The organism is Alkalihalophilus pseudofirmus (genome assembly GCF_029094545.1).
GTDB lineage: Bacteria > Bacillota > Bacilli > Bacillales > Bacillaceae_D > Alkalihalophilus > Alkalihalophilus pseudofirmus.
Genome location: NZ_CP117835.1, coordinates 127364 through 146084, shown reverse-complemented (window position 1 = coordinate 146084; position 18721 = coordinate 127364). Strand labels below are relative to the sequence as shown.

18 protein-coding genes and 1 other annotated feature (1 of these 19 only partly in view) are annotated in these 18721 nt (G+C 42.1%); all 18 genes read right to left on the bottom strand.

Annotated elements, in window-relative coordinates:
* The gene (gene rpsC, locus PQ478_RS00735) at window positions 1-660 is read right to left on the bottom strand and encodes a 30S ribosomal protein S3 (RefSeq protein WP_012957143.1); all 660 of its coding nucleotides are present in this window, start codon (window positions 658-660) and stop codon (window positions 1-3) included.
* 3 nt (window positions 661-663) lie between these two features.
* On the bottom strand, window positions 664-1005 hold the full coding sequence (rplV, locus tag PQ478_RS00730) for a 50S ribosomal protein L22 (protein ID WP_012957142.1): 342 nt from the start codon (window positions 1003-1005) through the stop codon (window positions 664-666).
* 26 nt (window positions 1006-1031) lie between these two features.
* Window positions 1032-1310: a 30S ribosomal protein S19 gene (gene rpsS / locus PQ478_RS00725; RefSeq protein ID WP_012957141.1), complete on the bottom strand. Its 279-nt coding sequence runs from the start codon at window positions 1308-1310 to the stop codon at window positions 1032-1034.
* Window positions 1311-1370: 60 nt separating this feature from the next.
* Window positions 1371-2201 (bottom strand): 50S ribosomal protein L2, encoded by an 831-nt coding sequence (gene rplB / locus PQ478_RS00720; protein WP_012957140.1) that lies wholly within the window; start codon window positions 2199-2201, stop codon window positions 1371-1373.
* A 27-nt stretch (window positions 2202-2228) separates the two neighbouring features.
* Entirely contained in the window at window positions 2229-2519 is a 291-nt protein-coding gene (rplW, locus tag PQ478_RS00715) for a 50S ribosomal protein L23 (RefSeq protein WP_012957139.1), read from the bottom strand.
* The gene (rplD, locus tag PQ478_RS00710; RefSeq protein WP_022630053.1) at window positions 2519-3142 is read right to left on the bottom strand and encodes a 50S ribosomal protein L4; all 624 of its coding nucleotides are present in this window, start codon (window positions 3140-3142) and stop codon (window positions 2519-2521) included. The genes rplW and rplD overlap by 1 nt, the downstream gene beginning before the upstream one ends.
* 25 nt (window positions 3143-3167) lie before the next feature.
* Window positions 3168-3794 carry a 50S ribosomal protein L3 gene (gene rplC / locus PQ478_RS00705; protein ID WP_012957137.1) on the bottom strand — a complete coding sequence of 209 codons (627 nt, stop codon included), beginning with the start codon at window positions 3792-3794 and terminating at the stop codon, window positions 3168-3170.
* Window positions 3795-3887: 93 nt separating this feature from the next.
* Entirely contained in the window at window positions 3888-4196 is a 309-nt protein-coding gene (gene rpsJ, locus PQ478_RS00700; protein ID WP_012957136.1) for a 30S ribosomal protein S10, read from the bottom strand.
* 300 nt (window positions 4197-4496) lie between these two features.
* The gene (gene tuf / locus PQ478_RS00695; protein ID WP_012957135.1) at window positions 4497-5687 is read right to left on the bottom strand and encodes an elongation factor Tu; all 1191 of its coding nucleotides are present in this window, start codon (window positions 5685-5687) and stop codon (window positions 4497-4499) included.
* 127 nt (window positions 5688-5814) lie between these two features.
* Window positions 5815-7893: an elongation factor G gene (gene fusA, locus PQ478_RS00690; protein ID WP_289235543.1), complete on the bottom strand. Its 2079-nt coding sequence runs from the start codon at window positions 7891-7893 to the stop codon at window positions 5815-5817.
* Window positions 7894-7944: 51 nt separating this feature from the next.
* On the bottom strand, window positions 7945-8415 hold the full coding sequence (gene rpsG / locus PQ478_RS00685; RefSeq protein WP_012957133.1) for a 30S ribosomal protein S7: 471 nt from the start codon (window positions 8413-8415) through the stop codon (window positions 7945-7947).
* A gap of 41 nt (window positions 8416-8456) precedes the next feature.
* On the bottom strand, window positions 8457-8876 hold the full coding sequence (gene rpsL / locus PQ478_RS00680) for a 30S ribosomal protein S12 (protein WP_012957132.1): 420 nt from the start codon (window positions 8874-8876) through the stop codon (window positions 8457-8459).
* A 110-nt stretch (window positions 8877-8986) separates the two neighbouring features.
* Complete coding sequence (locus tag PQ478_RS00675; RefSeq protein WP_022630050.1) at window positions 8987-9235, bottom strand: 50S ribosomal protein L7ae-like protein; 249 nt, start codon at window positions 9233-9235, stop codon at window positions 8987-8989.
* 88 nt (window positions 9236-9323) lie between these two features.
* A complete protein-coding gene (gene rpoC, locus PQ478_RS00670) occupies window positions 9324-12944 on the bottom strand; it encodes a DNA-directed RNA polymerase subunit beta' (protein WP_289235542.1) in 3621 nt (1206 codons plus the stop codon).
* Between the two features lie 151 nt (window positions 12945-13095).
* Window positions 13096-16638, bottom strand: a complete 3543-nt coding sequence (gene rpoB, locus PQ478_RS00665) for a DNA-directed RNA polymerase subunit beta (protein ID WP_075683997.1) — start codon at window positions 16636-16638, stop codon at window positions 13096-13098.
* Window positions 16639-16990: 352 nt separating this feature from the next.
* On the bottom strand, window positions 16991-17596 hold the full coding sequence (locus PQ478_RS00660; RefSeq protein ID WP_289235541.1) for a class I SAM-dependent methyltransferase: 606 nt from the start codon (window positions 17594-17596) through the stop codon (window positions 16991-16993).
* Between the two features lie 123 nt (window positions 17597-17719).
* Window positions 17720-18082: a 50S ribosomal protein L7/L12 gene (gene rplL, locus PQ478_RS00655; protein ID WP_012957127.1), complete on the bottom strand. Its 363-nt coding sequence runs from the start codon at window positions 18080-18082 to the stop codon at window positions 17720-17722.
* 65 nt (window positions 18083-18147) lie between these two features.
* The gene (gene rplJ / locus PQ478_RS00650) at window positions 18148-18645 is read right to left on the bottom strand and encodes a 50S ribosomal protein L10 (protein ID WP_022630045.1); all 498 of its coding nucleotides are present in this window, start codon (window positions 18643-18645) and stop codon (window positions 18148-18150) included.
* A gap of 38 nt (window positions 18646-18683) precedes the next feature.
* Window positions 18684-18721 (bottom strand) — a sequence feature (ribosomal protein L10 leader region); it runs 96 nt beyond the window's last position.

Genomic DNA, 18721 nt, shown 5'->3' with positions numbered 1-18721 from the left:
TTAGTTGCCTCCTTCCTCTTTGTTCGTTCCTTTCGTTGGAAGGACTTCACCACGATAAATCCAGATCTTGATGCCTAGCTTACCGTAAGTTGTATCAGCTTCAGCTGTACCGTAGTCGATATCAGCACGAAGTGTGTGAAGTGGAACTGTTCCTTCGCTATAGTGTTCTGCACGTGCAATATCAGCGCCACCAAGACGACCAGATACTTGAGTTTTAATACCTTTTGCACCTGAACGCATTGTACGTTGGATCGCTTGTTTCATAGCACGACGGAACGAAATACGATTTTCTAATTGACGAGCAATGTTTTCAGCTACTAATTTAGCATCTAAATCAGCTTGCTTAACTTCAAAAATGTTGATGTGAACGCGTTTGCCAGTTAATTCGTTAAGTGCTTTACGTAAAGCTTCAACTTCAGAACCGCCTTTTCCGATCACCATTCCTGGTTTAGCAGTAGAAACTGTAACATTTACGCGATTTGCAGCACGTTCGATTTCTACTTTAGACACAGAAGCGTCTTTTAAGCGTTTTTCAATATACTCACGAATTTTGATATCTTCGTGTAGTAGATCAGCATAATCTTTCTCAGCGTACCATTTTGACTCCCAGTCTTTGATAACGCCAACTCGAAGTCCAGTAGGATTAATCTTTTGACCCACGCTTTATCCCTCCTTCTTTTCAGTTACAACCAGTGTAATGTGGCTAGTGCGCTTGTTAATACGGCTCGCACGTCCCATCGCACGTGGACGGAAACGTTTTAAAGTAACACCTTCGTCTACATACGCTTCACTAATTACAAGGTTGTTTGGCTCCATTTCATAGTTATGCTCAGCATTCGCAATTGCAGAGTTTAGAAGCTTTTCTACAACAGGTGAACCAGCTTTTGGTGTGTGACGAAGAATAGCAATCGCCTCACCTACTTGCTTTCCACGAATCAAGTCAACAACTAAACGCACTTTACGAGGAGCAATACGCACTTGTTTTGCTACAGCTTTAGCTTGCATGGATAGGACCTCCTCTCTAACTAACCTTAACGTCTTGTTTTCTTATCATCAGCAGCATGACCTTTATACGTACGCGTAGGTGCAAACTCACCAAGTTTGTGTCCTACCATGTCTTCAGAAATGTAAACTGGAACATGCTTACGGCCATCATATACTGCGATAGTGTGCCCGATGAACTCAGGGAAAATTGTTGAACGACGAGACCAAGTTTTGATCACTTTCTTGTCATTAGCTTCGTTATGAGCTTCGACCTTTTTCATTAAATGATCATCAACGAAAGGTCCTTTTTTCAAACTACGACCCATGAGAAAACCTCCCTTCGTGATTCGCCCACGGTTCTACGCGAGAACCGCAGCCAAACCCCGTTATTTTTTACGACGACGTACGATGTACTTGTCAGATCCTTTGTTCTTCTTACGAGTTTTGTAACCAAGTGTTGGTTTACCCCAAGGAGACATTGGAGACTTACGTCCGATTGGTGCTTTACCTTCACCACCACCATGTGGGTGATCGTTAGGGTTCATAACAGATCCACGAACAGTTGGACGTTTGCCTAACCAACGTGAACGACCTGCTTTACCAATGTTGATAAGTTCATGTTCAACGTTACCTACTTGACCAATTGTCGCACGACAAGTAGCAAGGATATAACGAGTCTCACCAGAGTTTAAACGTACTAATACATAATCTCCTTCTTTACCAAGAAGTTGAGCTTCTGTACCAGCAGAACGAACTAATTGTCCACCTTTACCAGGCTTAAGTTCGATGTTGTGAATTACAGTACCAACTGGGATGTTTTTAAGAGGTAACGCATTACCTACTTTGATATCCGCTTCAGCACCTGATTCAATCATCATGTCAACTTTAAGACCTTTTGGCGCTAAGATGTAACGCTTTTCACCATCAACATAGTTGATTAGTGCGATGTTAGCAGAACGGTTTGGATCGTATTCGATCGTAGCAACGCGTCCTGGAATTCCATCTTTAGTACGTTTGAAGTCAATCACACGGTATTGACGTTTGTGTCCGCCACCTTGGTGACGTACAGTTAATTTACCTTGGTTGTTACGGCCGCCTTTTTTGTGTAAAGGAGCAAGTAACGACTTTTCCGGTTTGTCAGTTGTGATTTCCGCAAAATCTGATACGGACATACCACGACGACCGGCACTGGTCGGTTTATACTTTTTAATCGCCATGTTCAGTTCCCTCCTTCGCTTTTAAACTTATACACCTTCGAAGAATTCGAGTTCTTTGCTCTCAGGTGTTAATGTAACAATGGCTTTTTTACGACGAGCTGTGTAACCCGTGTAACGTCCAAATCTCTTAGACTTACCTTTGTAGTTCATTGTGTTAACTTTAGCAACCTTAACTTCAAAGATCTCTTCAAGAGCATCTTTAATTTGAGTTTTATTAGCACGAACGTCTACTTCGAACGTGTATTTTTTCTCACCCATAAGGTCAGTTGAACGTTCAGTAATTACGGGGCGCTTAATGATATCACGAGCGTTTGACATTACGCAAGCACCTCCTCTACTTTTGCAACTGCGTCTTTAGTGATGACAAGCTTATCATGCTTCAGCACATCAAGAACGTTTACTCCTTCTGCAGTAACAAATGTTACACCAGGAAGGTTACGTGTAGATAATGCAACTGTTTCATTATAATCAGCTGTCACAACAAGAGCTTTGCTGTCAACAGAAAGGCCATTTAATACGTTAGCCATATCTTTTGTTTTTGGAGCATCTAGTTGTAGGTTGTCTAAAACAACGATTTCTGCTGCTTTCAATTTGCTTGATAGAGCAGATTTGATTGCAAGACGACGAACTTTTTTAGGTAGCTTGTAGCTATAGCTGCGTGGTGTTGGTCCAAAAACAACTCCACCGCCTACCCATTGTGGTGAACGGATCGAACCTTGACGAGCACGACCTGTTCCTTTTTGACGCCATGGTTTACGGCCGCCGCCGCGTACTTCTGAACGTCCTTTTGTTTTGTGTGTACCTTGACGTAGAGATGCTTGCTGCATTACTACTGCATCATGAAGTACACTTGCGTTTGGCTCAATGCCAAAAATCGAATCAGATAATTCGATATCTCCTACTTGTGAACCAGCTTGGTTAAATACTGCTACTTTCGGCATGATGTGTCCTCCTTTCTTTCAATCTTTATTTTGCTTTAACCGCACTTTGTACAGATACGTAGCTCTTTTTAGCGCCAGGTACGTTACCTTTAACTAATAGAAGATTACGGTCTGTATCAACTTTTACGATTTCAAGGTTTTGTACTGTTACTGTTTCTCCACCCATACGTCCAGGTAATAGTTTACCTTTGAATACACGGTTTGGAGCTACAGGACCCATTGAACCTGGGCGACGGTGGTAACGTGAACCATGAGACATCGGTCCGCGAGATTGGTTATGACGCTTGATAGCACCTTGGAAACCTTTCCCCTTAGATGTTCCTGTTACGTCTACTACGTCTCCAGCTGTAAATGTGTCAACTTTAACTTCGTTACCCACTTCAAGAGAAGCGTCGAAGTTACGGATTTCCTTCATGAAGCGCTTAGGAGCTGTGTTAGCTTTTGCAGCATGTCCTTCTTGAGGCTTGTTAGTATTTGATTTCTTTTGGTCAGCAAATCCGATTTGGATTGCTTCGTATCCATCAGACTCAACAGTTTTCTTTTGAAGAACCACGTTTGGCTCAGCTTCGATAACTGTTACTGGGATGACTTCACCATTTTCAGCAAACACTTGTGTCATACCGATTTTTCTACCTAAGATTCCTTTGGTCATCCGTTACACCTCCTAATATAACTCGAATTTTTTGTTTGCCATTTTTATATACTTACATATAAAAGTCTATATTCACTAATTGATCATACAGATTTATAGTTTGATTTCGATGTCTACGCCAGACGGTAAATCCAAACGCATAAGAGCATCCACAGTTTGTGGAGTTGGATTCACGATATCAATCAAACGTTTGTGCGTACGCATCTCGAATTGCTCACGAGAATCTTTGTACTTGTGAACCGCACGAAGAACTGTGTAAACCGACTTCTCAGTTGGAAGTGGAATCGGACCAGATACATTAGCACCTGAACGCTTTGCAGTGTCTACAATCTTCTCTGCTGATTGATCAAGAACACGATGATCATACGCCTTTAAACGAATACGAATCTTTTGCTTTGCCATTATAGCCCCTCCTTTATCGTCCATTTTATAAACAGACATACTCCGTGAAAATTTCCTACACCCTGCCATGGCAAAGGGGCCGGGTGTATCAGCAACCTTCCACATCATCGCTGCCAATGACCAACATTCAACATTATACATAGGTACATGACCTAAATCAAGTAAAAGTTTTTATGTTGGGCACACTCCTACTATTATAACGACACCTATGAATAATTGCAAGGTTTTATCGAAATTAATTGCATAAAAAAAGAAAGCACCTTGGAAGACCAAGATGCTTTCTATCAGAAAGTAATATAATTACTTAGTGATTGTAGCTACGACACCAGCACCTACAGTACGTCCACCCTCACGGATAGAGAACTTAGTACCTTCTTCGATTGCGATTGGTGAAATTAGTTCAACAGTCATTTCGATGTTGTCACCAGGCATTACCATCTCAACACCTTCTGGAAGGTTGATGATTCCAGTTACATCAGTTGTACGGAAGTAGAACTGAGGACGGTAGTTTGAGAAGAATGGAGTGTGACGTCCACCCTCTTCTTTTGAAAGAACATAAACTTCAGCTTTGAAGTTTGTGTGTGGAGTAATACTACCTGGCTTAGCAAGTACTTGTCCACGTTGAACTTGGTCACGTGAAACCCCACGAAGAAGTGCACCAATGTTGTCACCAGCTTCAGCATAGTCAAGAAGCTTGCGGAACATTTCTACTCCTGTACAAGTAGTAGAAGATGGCTCTTCTGCTAAACCGATGATGTCAATTACGTCACCAACATTAAGTTGTCCACGCTCTACACGACCAGTAGCAACCGTACCACGACCAGTGATTGAGAATACATCCTCAACTGGCATCATGAATGGCTTTTCTTTATCGCGCTCTGGAGTAGGGATGTAATCATCTACAGCAGCCATAAGTTCGATAATTTTTTCTTCGTATGCTTCGTCACCTTCAAGTGCTTTAAGAGCAGAACCTTGGATAACAGGTACATCGTCACCAGGGAAGTCATACTCAGAAAGAAGGTCACGTACTTCCATTTCTACTAATTCAAGTAGCTCTTCGTCATCTACCATGTCACATTTGTTTAAGAATACAACAAGGTAAGGTACACCTACTTGACGAGAAAGAAGGATGTGCTCACGAGTTTGCGGCATTGGGCCATCAGCAGCAGATACTACTAAGATACCGCCGTCCATTTGTGCAGCACCAGTGATCATGTTTTTAACATAGTCAGCATGTCCTGGGCAGTCAACGTGTGCATAGTGACGGTTATCAGTTTCGTACTCAACGTGTGCAGTTGAGATTGTGATACCGCGCTCACGCTCTTCTGGAGCACCATCGATAGCGTCATACGCCATTGCAGCACCTTTACCAGAACGCTTAGCAAGTACAGTTGTGATTGCAGCTGTTAAAGTTGTTTTACCATGGTCAACGTGTCCAATAGTACCGATATTGGCATGCGTTTTCGAGCGGTCGAATTTTTCTTTACCCATGATTAATTTCCTCCCTTAAATAAACAATAGTAAGTTTTTTTATGAATAAGAAAGGTGCCATATCCATACGAATATCACCTTTCTTAGCTTACAACAAAACGTTGTATGAAACAATTACAAAACGTTATTACTGACCGTTTTGCTTTTTAATGATCTCTTCCGCTACGCTCTTAGGAACTTCTTCGTAGTGGTCAAAGAACATTGAGTACGTTCCGCGTCCTTGAGTACGTGAACGTAATGATGTTGCATACCCGAACATTTCAGCTAGTGGAACGAACGCTTTAACTGTTTGTGCGTTACCGCGTGCTTCCATACCCTCAACGCGTCCACGACGTGCTGTAACGTCACCCATTACATCACCCATGTACTCTTCAGGAATAACAACTTCAACTTTCATTAATGGCTCAAGTAATACTGGCTTACACTTAGTTTTAGCGTTTTTAAGTGCCATAGATGCAGCAATTTTAAACGCCATCTCACTTGAATCGACATCATGGTAAGAACCATCATAAAGCTTCGCTTTAATGTCGATTACAGGGTATCCAGCAACCATACCGTTGCCAAGAGCTTCTTCAATACCTTGTTCTACAGATCCGATGTATTCACGAGGAACTGATCCACCGACGATTGCATTTTCGAATTCGAAACCTGCACCCTCTTCGTTTGGAGAGAATTCTACCCAAACGTGACCAAATTGTCCACGACCACCAGATTGACGAACGAACTTACCTTCAACTTGAGCCGTTTGACGGATCGTTTCACGGTAAGATACTTGTGGAGCACCAACGTTAGCCTCTACTTTAAACTCACGTTTCATACGGTCAACGATGATATCAAGGTGAAGTTCACCCATACCAGAAATAATCGTTTGACCAGTTTCTTCGTTTGTTTCAGTACGGAAAGTTGGATCTTCCTCAGCGAGCTTAGCTAATGCCATACCCATCTTATCTTGGTCAGCTTTAGACTTTGGCTCTACTGATAATGAGATAACCGGCTCTGGGAATTCCATTGACTCAAGAATAACAAGATTCTTTTCATCACATAGAGTGTCACCAGTTGTTGTATCTTTTAGACCAACAGCAGCAGCGATATCACCAGAGTAAACCGTAGAGATTTCCTCACGTGAGTTTGCATGCATTTGAAGGATACGACCAACACGCTCGCGCTTATCCTTAGTTGAGTTCTTAACATAAGAACCTGAATCTAGTGTACCAGAGTAAACACGGAAGAATGTTAACTTACCTACAAATGGGTCAGTCATAACTTTAAACGCAAGTGCTGAAAACGGGTTGTCATCACCAGGTTCACGAGTTACTTCTTCTTCAGAGTCAGGTACTGTACCTTTAATTGCAGGTACATCAAGTGGTGAAGGAAGGTAATCAAGTACTGCATCAAGCATTAATTGAACACCTTTGTTTTTGAATGCAGAACCACAGATAACTGGGTAGAATTCAACGTTACAAGTACCTTTACGGATTGCAGCCTTGAGTTCATCATTCGTTAACTCTTCGCCCTCTAAGTATTTCATCATGAGTTCTTCATCTAGTTCAGCAGCTGCTTCAACTAATTTCTCACGATATTCTTGAGCTTGTTCTTTATACTCTTCAGGAATTTCTTTCGCTTCAGTACGAGTACCTAGGTCATCTTCATAGAAGTATGCAACCATTTCGATAAGATCAATGATACCATTGAAATCATCCTCAGCACCAATTGGTAATTGGATAGGGTGTGCATTTGCTTGAAGACGATCATGAATCGTTCCAACAGAGTACAAGAAGTCTGCACCAGTCTTGTCCATTTTGTTAACGAAAACGACACGTGGTACACCATAAGTTGTTGCTTGACGCCATACTGTTTCTGTTTGTGGTTCAACACCCGATTGAGCATCTAATACCGCTACAGCACCATCTAATACACGTAATGAACGTTCAACTTCAACTGTGAAGTCTACGTGTCCTGGTGTATCAATGATGTTAATACGATGGTCTTTCCAAGCAGCCGTTGTAGCAGCAGAAGTGATCGTGATACCACGTTCTTGCTCCTGTGCCATCCAGTCCATTTGTGAAGCACCTTCGTGCGTTTCACCAATTTTATGAATACGACCTGTGTAAAAAAGTACGCGCTCTGTAGTAGTTGTTTTACCGGCATCGATGTGAGCCATGATGCCGATATTACGCGTATCTTTTAAGGAGAACTCTCTTGCCATGGGGTATTTCTCCTTCCTATTTCATACGATTTATTTAATAAGAATAAAATCTTACCAACGATAGTGAGCAAACGCTTTGTTCGCTTCAGCCATCTTATGAGTATCTTCACGCTTCTTAACAGAAGCACCAGCGTTGTTAGCAGCATCTAAGATTTCATAAGCTAAACGCTCTTCCATCGTTTTTTCTCCACGAAGACGTGAATAGTTTACTAACCAACGAAGACCTAAAGTTGTACGACGCTCAGGCTTAACTTCGATCGGCACTTGGTAGTTAGCACCACCAACACGACGAGCTTTAACTTCAAGAACAGGCATAATGTTCTTAAGCGCTTGATCAAATACTTCCATAGGGTCTTTTCCGCTACGTTCCTTCACTAATTCAAACGCATTATATAGGATTGTTTGAGCAACCCCACGCTTTCCATCAACCATAATACGGTTGATTAGACGTGTAACTAGTTTTGAATTATAAATAGGATCTGGTAATACATCGCGACGAGTAACTGGACCTTTACGAGGCATTGTTTCCCCTCCTTTCAACATTTAAACAATTATTTTTTTAATTACTTTTTATCTTTTGGACGCTTTGTACCATACTTAGAACGTCCTTGCATACGATTTTGTACACCTGCTGTATCAAGCGCACCACGTACGATGTGGTAACGAACCCCTGGTAAATCTTTTACACGGCCGCCACGGATAAGAACAACACTGTGCTCTTGTAGGTTGTGACCGATACCTGGGATGTATGCCGTTACCTCAATTTGGTTCGTTAAACGAACACGTGCATACTTACGAAGAGCCGAGTTCGGTTTCTTCGGAGTCATTGTACCAACACGAGTACAAACACCACGCTTTTGAGGAGAAGAAAGGTTTGTTTGATTCTTCTTAAAGCTGTTGTACCCTTTGTTAAGTGCTGGTGAATCAGAATTCTTAACTTTAGCAACGCGTCCTTTACGGATTAATTGGTTAATAGTAGGCATTATTTTTCCTCCTCTCTTTTAAAAAGATAAGACCACTGATCCTGGTGGTTCATATTTAGGCAAAAGTAAAGTTTTTGCCATGCGGATCGCCCCGAATGGCAAAAACACGATTACTTCCTTAAAGCAACAGTGGCTGCACCGACTTCAATGCCACAAGCTTTACCAAGCTTTTTCATTGAGTCAACATAATAAACCGGGATTTGCTTTGACTTCGCTAACGCTTCAACTTTGTATACAACACGAGTATCAGCATCTTCTGCTACAACCAGTTCACAAACCTCACCGATCTCTAGCGCCTTTAATGTTTGCTTAGTACCTATAATAAGGTTACTAGCCTGCTTTACTTTTTCATAAGACATTGTTCATCCTCCAAAGCAACAGGTTCTGAGGCACACTTTGATATCTTATCACCCTGATATATGTGTGTCAACCACTTATTAATAGTTTTTATTCGTGAGTTCCTACTTCTTCTAGTACAGCAGCTTCCGCTTCTTCTTGATTATCATCATGAGTAGATAAAATATTCAAGTGGCGGTAGCGGTCCATACCAGTTCCCGCTGGAACCAACTTACCGATAATAACATTTTCTTTAAGACCTAGCAACTCATCACGTTTTCCTTTAATTGCTGCATCAGTTAAGACACGAGTCGTTTCTTGGAACGAAGCAGCTGATAAGAAGGAATCCGTTTCAAGAGAAGCTTTTGTGATACCAAGAAGTACTGGACGACCTGTAGCAGGGCGTTTGCCTTCAAGTAACACTTTTGCGTTCTCATCGTTGAAGTGTTGGATTTCAATAAGGGAACCTGGAAGTACATTTGTTTCCCCTGCATCCACCACACGAATTTTACGAAGCATTTGACGAACCATAACCTCAACGTGCTTATCGCCAATTTCTACCCCTTGCATACGGTATACTTTTTGAACTTCGCGTAAGAGATACTCTTGAACACCGTCCATACCACGAACTTTTAGAAGTTCTTTCGGATCGATCGAACCTTCTGTTAAGCTTTCGCCGGCTTTTACATAATCGCCGACAGCCACTTTAATTCTTGCACCGTAAGGAATCGCATAGTTAATGCTCTCCATTTCGCTGCGGACAGTAACTTCACGCTTGTCGCCTTCTTTAAAGTCAACAACTTCCCCTTCAATTTCAGAGATAACTGCTTGACCTTTAGGATTACGAGCTTCGAAAATCTCTTGGATACGCGGAAGACCTTGAGTGATATCGTCTCCTGCTACCCCACCTGTATGGAACGTACGCATTGTAAGCTGAGTTCCCGGTTCACCGATTGATTGAGCAGCGATAATTCCAACTGCTTCCCCAACTTCGACGTCGCTTCCTGTCGCAAGGTTGCGGCCGTAACATTGCTTACACACACCATGGCGTGTATTACAAGTGAAGACAGAACGGATTGTCATTTCTTCAATTCCTGCATCTAGAATTACTTTAGCGACATCCTCTGTAATAAGTCCATTCTTTTTAATAAGAACTTCATTTGTTTCAGGATGACGAACAGTCTTGAATGCTACACGGCCGAGTAAACGGTCATACAGTCCTTCAATAATTTCGTTTCCTTCTTTAATCGCACCGACTAATAGTCCACGATCTGTACCACAGTCTTTTTCACGTACAATTACATCTTGTGCAACATCTACTAGACGACGAGTCAGGTAACCTGAATCGGCAGTCTTTAAGGCTGTATCGGCAAGACCTTTACGCGCACCGTGAGTAGAGATGAAGTACTCGAGTACCGTTAAACCTTCACGGAAACTTGATTTGATCGGAAGCTCAATGATTCGACCAGACGGGTTAGCCATCAGACCACGCATACCTGCAAGCTGCGTAAAGTTTGATGCGTTACCACGGGCACCTGAGTCACTCATCATAAAGATTGGGTTGCGTTTATCAAGAGTTCCCATTAATTTATTCTGGATAACATCCTTCGCTTCACTCCAAACTGAGATAACACGGTCATAGCGCTCTTCCTCTGTGATAAGACCACGGCGGAATTGCTTTAATACCTTCTCAACTTTAATTTCAGCTTCAGCAAGGATTTCTTTTTTCTCTGCAAGTACAACGATATCGGCTACCCCAACAGTAATACCAGCTTTCGTTGAGTACTTAAATCCTAAGTCTTTCATTCGGTCAAGCATCTTAGAAGTCTCAGTGATCTTAAACTTCTTAAATACTTCAGCGATGATATTTCCTAGGAAGCCTTTCTTAAATGGCGCTACAACTTCACGCTCTTCAAACAACTTCGCTACATCTGTAGTGCTTGGTACAATGTATTTAGCTGGCGTTTCCACCTCTAAGTTCACTGCAGTCGGCTCATTGATGTATGGGAATGACGGAGGAAGAATTTCATTGAAAATTAACTTCCCTACAGTCGTTAATAACAATTTATCTTCTTGGTCTTCTGTAAATGTTGTTTTACCGAGTGAGGCAACAGGAATTGCTACACGTGTGTGAAGATGCACATATCCATTTTGATACGCAATCAATGCTTCATTTGTATCTTTAAAGATAGAACCTGTACCTTTTGCTTCCTCACGCTCCATTGTCAGGTAGTAGTTACCTAATACCATATCCTGAGACGGAGTAACAACCGGCTTACCATCTTTCGGGTTCAAGATGTTTTGAGCTGCAAGCATTAAAAGACGCGCTTCTGCTTGTGCTTCTGCTGATAACGGTACGTGAACAGCCATTTGGTCACCATCAAAGTCAGCGTTATATGCTGTACATACGAGCGGGTGAAGCTTAATTGCACGACCTTCAACTAAAGTTGGCTCAAATGCTTGGATACCAAGACGGTGAAGAGTAGGGGCACGATTTAATAGTACTGGGTGCTCACGGATTACTTCTTCAAGTACATCCCACACCTCAGGTTGAACGCGCTCTACCTTACGCTTAGCACTCTTAATGTTATGAGCAAGACCTTTACTTACAAGCTCCTTCATAACAAATGGCTTAAATAGCTCTAGTGCCATCTCTTTTGGAAGTCCGCACTGATACATCTTTAAATTCGGACCTACTACGATAACCGAACGACCAGAGTAGTCAACACGTTTACCTAGTAAGTTTTGACGGAAACGTCCTTGTTTCCCTTTAAGCATATGAGATAAAGATTTTAATGGACGGTTACCTGGTCCTGTTACCGGACGTCCGCGGCGGCCATTATCAATCAATGCATCTACTGCTTCTTGAAGCATACGCTTTTCATTCTGGACAATAATATTTGGAGCTCCTAAATCTAGAAGGCGCTTCAAACGATTGTTACGGTTAATTACACGACGATAAAGGTCATTTAAGTCAGAAGTAGCAAAACGACCACCATCAAGCTGAACCATTGGACGTAATTCTGGCGGAATAACCGGAAGTACATCTAAAATCATCCAAGAAGGTTCGTTTCCTGAATTACGGAACGCTTCTAATACTTCTAGACGTTTAATCGCACGCGTACGACGTTGCCCTTGAGCAGTTAACAGCTCTTCTTTCAGCCCATCAACTTCTTTTTCAAGGTCGATATCAGCTAAAAGCTTACGGATCGCTTCTGCTCCCATAGCAGCAGTGAATGAGCGGCCGTATTTATCACGGTATGTGCGGTACTCTTTCTCAGATAGAAGCTGCTTTTTCTCAAGCGGCGTCTCACCTGGGTCAGTTACTACGTATGAAGCGAAGTAAATGACTTCTTCAAGCGAACGAGGAGACATATCAAGCACTAGGCCCATACGGCTCGGAATTCCTTTGAAGTACCAAATGTGAGAAACAGGTGCAGCAAGCTCAATATGACCCATACGTTCACGACGAACTTTTGCACGTGTAACCTCTACACCACAACGATCGCAGACAACACCTTTATAACGGACACGCTTATATTTACCACAGTGACATTCCCAGTCCTTTTGAGGTCCGAAAATACGCTCACAGAATAAGCCGTCTTTCTCAGGTTTAAGTGTACGATAGTTAATCGTTTCTGGTTTCTTTACTTCCCCACGTGACCAAGAACGAATCTTGTTCGGTGAAGCAAGACCAATTTTCATATATTCGAAGTTATTTACATCTATCAAGGGGCCAACCTCCCTTTTGATTTCCATGTCTTATAGAACACGCAAATGAAAGTATCTATATTCTCTTTTTAATATGTTAAAGAGGGTAAGACAGCAACATGGGAACTAGTACATCTAGCCCCCGCATCGCTTTTTTCTATACTTTTATTCGTTATACGTTTGATTCGCTTGATTCAAGATTCAAGTTAAGCTTTTCTGAAGTCTGTTCATCTTCATCATCAAGCTCTCTCATCTCAATCTCTTCCTCGTTACTTGAGAGCATCTTCACATCCATACCGAGTGATTGAAGCTCTTTGATAAGAACTTTAAATGATTCAGGTACACCTGGCTCAGGAACATTTTCACCTTTAACAATTGCTTCATACGTCTTAACACGTCCGACAACGTCATCAGACTTAACAGTTAAGATTTCTTGTAAAGTGTAAGCAGCTCCATAGGCCTCAAGTGCCCAAACCTCCATCTCACCGAAACGCTGTCCACCAAATTGTGCTTTACCACCAAGCGGCTGTTGTGTAACGAGTGAGTATGGTCCAGTTGAACGAGCGTGAAGCTTATCATCTACCATGTGGGCAAGCTTGATCATGTACATGATCCCTACTGACACACGGTTATCAAACGGCTCCCCGGTACGTCCATCATAAAGGACTGTCTTACCATCACGTGCCATACCAGCTTCCTCTAGTGTACCCCAAACATCTTCCTCATTCGCTCCGTCAAATACAGGAGAAGCAACATGGATGCCAAGTTTACGAGCTGCCATACCTAAATGAAGCTCAAGCACCTGTCCGATGTTCATACGAGATGGTACCCCTAGTGGGTTTAACATGATATCGATTGGTGTTCCATCTGGAAGGAAAGGCATATCCTCTTCTGGCAAGATACGAGAGATAACCCCTTTGTTACCATGTCGTCCGGCCATCTTATCTCCTTGGTTGATCTTACGCTTTTGTACGATGTATACACGTACAAGCTGATTCACACCAGGAGGAAGCTCATCGCCGTCTTCACGGTTAAAGATCTTCACATCTAGTACAATTCCGTCGCCGCCATGCGGTGCACGTAGTGACGTATCACGTACTTCACGAGCTTTTTCACCGAAGATTGCATGTAATAGACGCTCCTCAGCTGTTAGTTCTGTAACCCCTTTTGGCGTAACTTTACCAACCAGAATGTCGCCGTCTTTTACTTCAGCACCCACACGGATAATTCCTCGCTCATCCAAGTTCTTAAGCGCGTCTTCACCGACGTTTGGAATATCACGAGTAATTTCTTCAGGTCCAAGCTTCGTATCACGAGCTTCTGACTCATACTCTTCAATGTGAACAGATGTATATACGTCATCTTTTACAAGGCGCTCACTTAAAATGATCGCATCCTCATAGTTATAACCATCCCATGTCATGAATCCAACAAGTACGTTACGGCCTAATGCCATTTCTCCGCTTTCCATTGATGGACCATCAGCAAGGATTTCACGTTTTTCAATCACATCGCCTTCACGAACGATCGGACGTTGGTTGTAGCTTGTACCTTGGTTCGAGCGAATAAACTTTTGAAGACGGTATTTGTCAAGGTCACCCTTCACTTGTTTACCATCTACTTCTTCAGTTCTGCGAACCCAGATTTCTTTAGCTGTTACACGCTCTACTACACCAGGATGCTTCGATACAATCGCAGCACCTGAATCTTTAGCAGATACATGCTCCATACCTGTACCAACAAGCGGTGCCTCAGGAATAAGTAGAGGAACAGCTTGACGTTGCATGTTCGCTCCCATAAGTGCACGGTTGGAGTCATCATTTTCTAAGAACGGAATACATGACGTCGCCGCTGAAACTACCTGCTTAGGAGATACATCCATATAATCTAAACGCTCACGTGGGACAACAGTGTTCTCCCCACGGAAACGAGCAATGATATTATCATCTACAAATGATCCATCATCAGCTAGACGAGCATTTGCCTGAGCGACAACATAGTTATCCTCTTCATCTGCTGTTAGATAATCAATTTGTGCTGTTACTTTTCCAGTTTCAGGATCCACACGACGGTACGGTGTTTCCATAAAACCAAATTCATTTACCTTCGCATAAGAAGATAATGAGTTAATCAATCCAATGTTCGGTCCCTCAGGAGTTTCAATTGGACACATACGACCATAGTGAGAGTAGTGAACGTCACGCACTTCAAATCCAGCACGCTCACGTGTTAAACCACCAGGCCCTAATGCTGATAGACGACGCTTATGTGTCAACTCAGCTAGCGGGTTCGTTTGGTCCATAAATTGAGAAAGCTGAGAGCTTCCGAAGAACTCTTTAATAGAGGCAATAACCGGACGGATATTGATAAGAGCTTGAGGCGTAATCATATTCGGATCTTGAATAGACATACGCTCACGTACAACACGCTCCATACGAGATAAACCGATACGGAATTGATTTTGCAGTAATTCCCCTACTGAACGAAGACGACGGTTACCTAGGTGGTCGATATCATCTGTATCACCGACACCATGCAGTAAGTTAAAGAAGTAGTTAATAGATGCGATAATATCAGCTGGAGTGATATGTTTCACTTCACGCTCTACTAAGCCATTACCGATGATACGGATCACTTGCTCACCCTCTTGGTCATCTGGAGCATAAATCTTAATAGATTGCAGATCAATTTCGCTGTCTTCTACTACTCCGCCTGATGCACGAGCTGTACGGAAACCAATGTTATTTTCTAAGTTAGGCAGAATACGGTCTAGCGTACGACGATCTAGAAGCGTACCTTCCTCAGCAATTACTTCACCCGTCTCAGGATCCACTAACGTTTCTGCTAAACGCTGGTTGAATAAACGGTTTTTAATATGAAGCTTTTTGTTAATCTTGTAACGACCAACATTCGCTAGATCATAGCGCTTAGGATCAAAGAAGCGAGAATCAAGCAAGCTCTTTGCATTTTCTACTGTTGGTGGTTCACCCGGACGAAGACGCTCATAGATTTCAAGCAATGCCTTTTCCGTGCTATCTGTATTATCTTTCTCTAGGGAATTACGAAGATACTCATCTTCACCTAATAGATCAATGATCTCTTGATCAGACCCAAACCCTAAGGCACGCAAAAGAACCGTCACTGGAATCTTTCTTGTGCGGTCAATACGGACATACACAATGTCCTTCGCATCGGTTTCAAGCTCTAACCATGCTCCGCGGTTTGGAATAACAGTAGCGGTGAAACCTTTCTTCCCATTCTTGTCAGTCTTTTGACTGTAGTACACACTTGGAGAACGTACTAACTGAGAAACGATAACACGCTCTGCCCCGTTAATGACGAATGTGCCAGTCTCTGTCATTAATGGGAAGTCACCCATGAATACTTCTTGTTCCTTCACTTCACCAGTCTCTTTATTAATAAGACGGACTTTAACTCGTAAAGGAGCAGCGAACGTCACATCACGCTCTTTTGATTCATCTACCGGGTATTTGGGCTCCCCAAGACTGTAATCAATAAACTCTAAAACTAAATTTCCTGTGAAGTCTTGAATCGGGGAAATGTCTTGGAACATTTCTCTTAAACCCTCATCAAGAAACCATTGATAAGAAGCTGTTTGAATCTCAATTAAGTTTGGCAACTCCAACACTTCGTTAATTCTTGCATAGCTTCTACGTTGGCGGTGGCGTCCATACTGAACAAGTTGACCTGTCAACTGATTCACCCCTCAAATCTCGCGTTATAGTATCTAAAAATGACTTCATCTACTCTCTCCCTATAGATCATAAGAAAAGATTGCAGATTAAACATTTTTATAGATTGCGTACACACTTATACTGCCGCATTCTCACACAACTCATATAAGCTTAAAGCTTGTATTACCTGACATAGTCTTCACGCACAAAAAGAAAAAATGGCTTCGTTTAATAAAACCACATTTTCCATCCATTCGTTCGATTATACTAGTATAACCATATTTCTCCAATGCTATACAGAATAAAAAAAGATAGACTTTACGAAAAATAGGTAGTTATACGCATTAAATAACAATATCACAAAGTAGATACTCAGTCAATTTTTTTTGCAGATAAAATGAAGTATCCCTTTTTCTTTTCTACTACTTCTACATTTCCAAATAACCCTTCTATTTTCTCCATTGCTGAAGGAGCACCTTGCTTCTTTTGAATAACTACCCACAGGCAGCCTCCATTTTTAAGGCGCCCATGTGCCTGTTCAAAAATCTCGTGAACCACTTTCTTTCCGGCACGAATAGGAGGATTAGTTAAGATCGCAGCATACTGGTCGCCTTTCACTTGGCCGAGCGTGTCACTTTCATAGATGTCCACGTTCGATATTCCGTTATTCATAGCATTTTTTCGAGCAAGATCTAATGCTCTCACATTTACATCTACCATATGAACTTCACGCTCTTTATCGATAGAGGCAACAGCTAGACCAATCGGCCCATATCCACAACCGACATCTAATAGCGCCCCGCTCACTTCAGGCATTGTAAATGCATCGATTAAAAGACGACTCCCAAAATCCACTTCCTTCTTTGAAAAGACACCTCTATCAGATGTGAATCTGTACGTCTTCCCTTTCAGTTCAAATGACCATGTTTTTTCATCACTTTCTACTTTAGGATCATTTGAATAATAATGACCAGACACTTATGAATCCCTCACTTTCATCAACACTTCTATCACCTATTTTGATCTCATTTACTATAATCAAAACCTGTTATTTAGAAGAAAAAAAGACCCGCATAGATGCGAGTCTTTTTTGAAGATTTATTACTTAACTTCTACAGAAGCGCCAGCATCTTCAAGTTTAGCTTTCATTTCTTCAGCTTCTTCTTTAGCGATACCTTCTTTAACTGGAGATGGAGCACCATCAACTAAAGCTTTAGCTTCTTTAAGACCAAGACCAGTGATTTCACGAACAACTTTGATTACGCCGATTTTTGAACCACCAGCAGAAGTTAGGATTAGGTCAAATTCAGTTTGCTCAGCAGCGCCACCCTCAGCAGCTCCACCTGCTACAGCTACAGGAGCAGCTGCAGTTACACCAAATTCTTCTTCGATTGCTTTAACAAGGTCGTTAAGTTCTAAAACAGTCATTTCTTTAACTGCTTCAATGATTTGTTCTTTAGTCATTTTGAAATCCTCCTATATAAATAAGTTTTTTAGTTTTTGTAAAACGTTAGCGAACAAGCGTCAGCTTACGCGCCTTTTTCTTCTTTTTGCTCTGCAACAGCCTTCGTAACTAATGCGAAACCACGCATTGGAGCTTGAAGTACGTTCGCAAGCATAGAAAGTAGACCTTCGCGTGATGGAAGTTCAGCAAGAGCTTTGATCTCTTCAACCGAAGCAACGCGTCCTTCAATAACACCAGCTTTGATCTCAAGAGCATCATGCTTCTTAGCAAATTCGTTTAGCACCTTTGCAGGAGCAATTACATCCTCTGCACTGAAAGCAACAGCGTTCGGTCCAACAAGCTGTTCGTTAAGCTCAGAAAGCTCAGCTGCATCAGCCGCACGACGAGTCAAAGAGTTTTTGTAAACTTTGAACTCAACGCCTGCTTCACGAAGCTGCTTACGAAGTTCAGTTACTTCAGCAACGTTAAGACCACGGTAGTCAACAACAATAGTTGCTTTATTATCACGTAGCTTATCAGCGATATCAGATACGATTTGTTTCTTTTGTTCTAGTACGCTCATCCTTACACCTCCCATGGTTTTTATACCATACCGTCAAGAAGCGAATATAAAAAGCCCCCATGTAGACATGAGGGCA

Bases quoted from the DNA above. Each gene is read 5' to 3' on its own strand.
- rplV (WP_012957142.1), bottom strand. From the start codon at position 1,005: ATGCAAGCTAAAGCTGTAGCAAAACAAGTGCGTATTGCTCCTCGTAAA.
- rpsS (WP_012957141.1), bottom strand. From the start codon at position 1,310: ATGGGTCGTAGTTTGAAAAAAGGACCTTTCGTTGATGATCATTTAATG.
- rplB (WP_012957140.1), bottom strand. From the start codon at position 2,201: ATGGCGATTAAAAAGTATAAACCGACCAGTGCCGGTCGTCGTGGTATG.
- rplW (WP_012957139.1), bottom strand. From the start codon at position 2,519: ATGTCAAACGCTCGTGATATCATTAAGCGCCCCGTAATTACTGAACGT.
- rplD (WP_022630053.1), bottom strand. From the start codon at position 3,142: ATGCCGAAAGTAGCAGTATTTAACCAAGCTGGTTCACAAGTAGGAGAT.
- rplC (WP_012957137.1), bottom strand. From the start codon at position 3,794: ATGACCAAAGGAATCTTAGGTAGAAAAATCGGTATGACACAAGTGTTT.
- rpsJ (WP_012957136.1), bottom strand. From the start codon at position 4,196: ATGGCAAAGCAAAAGATTCGTATTCGTTTAAAGGCGTATGATCATCGT.
- tuf (WP_012957135.1), bottom strand. From the start codon at position 5,687: ATGGGTAAAGAAAAATTCGACCGCTCGAAAACGCATGCCAATATCGGT.
- fusA (WP_289235543.1), bottom strand. From the start codon at position 7,893: ATGGCAAGAGAGTTCTCCTTAAAAGATACGCGTAATATCGGCATCATG.
- rpsG (WP_012957133.1), bottom strand. From the start codon at position 8,415: ATGCCTCGTAAAGGTCCAGTTACTCGTCGCGATGTATTACCAGATCCT.
- rpsL (WP_012957132.1), bottom strand. From the start codon at position 8,876: ATGCCTACTATTAACCAATTAATCCGTAAAGGACGCGTTGCTAAAGTT.
- PQ478_RS00675 (WP_022630050.1), bottom strand. From the start codon at position 9,235: ATGTCTTATGAAAAAGTAAAGCAGGCTAGTAACCTTATTATAGGTACT.
- rplL (WP_012957127.1), bottom strand. From the start codon at position 18,082: ATGACTAAAGAACAAATCATTGAAGCAGTTAAAGAAATGACTGTTTTA.
- rplJ (WP_022630045.1), bottom strand. From the start codon at position 18,645: ATGAGCGTACTAGAACAAAAGAAACAAATCGTATCTGATATCGCTGAT.